Source organism: Arthrobacter sp. B0490, from assembly GCF_002929355.1.
Classification (GTDB): Bacteria; Actinomycetota; Actinomycetes; order Actinomycetales; family Micrococcaceae; genus Arthrobacter_D.
Genome location: NZ_PJIR01000172.1, coordinates 1 through 523 on the forward strand (window position 1 = coordinate 1; position 523 = coordinate 523).

A 523-nucleotide genomic window follows, 5' to 3' on the forward strand; every position below is an offset into this window, starting at 1 on the left:
TGTCGCGCAGCAGGCCGGCGCGGTCGTAGGCACGGATCATGATTTCCACCGGATAGGTCTTCTCCGGTACCGGCCCCCAGCTGACCTGGATGATCCGCTCCGGCTCGCGCCCGGCCAGTTGCAACACCGACGGGCAGTCCTGACGGTGGATGCTGACACCGCGGCCCTGGGTGATATAACCGACGATGGGGTCGCCCGGCAGCGGCTGGCAGCAGCCGGCCATCTGCGTCAGCAGGTTGCCGACGCCCTGGATCTGCACGTCACCGCGCTTGCCCGGCTTGTACGGTGCCGAACGGCGCGGAATGAGTTCCAGCTGGTCGTAACCGCGCTCCGGCTCGACCAGCTGTTGCGCCATGTTGACCAGGTGCGCCAGGCGCAGGTCACCCGCGCCAAGCGCCGCGAACATGTCCTCGGCGTTCTTCAGGTTGGCCTTTTCAGCCAGCTTGTCGAAGTCCACCGGCGGCAGATCCAGACGTCCCAGTTCGCGCTCCAGCAGCGCCTTGCCGGCGGCGACGTTCTGGTC

Annotated in this window: 1 pseudogene; it reads right to left on the reverse strand. The window is 67.3% G+C overall.

The window, feature by feature from the left end:
- Nucleotides 1-523: pseudogene (locus CXQ97_RS21300) on the reverse strand (bifunctional (p)ppGpp synthetase/guanosine-3',5'-bis(diphosphate) 3'-pyrophosphohydrolase); the annotation flags it as partial.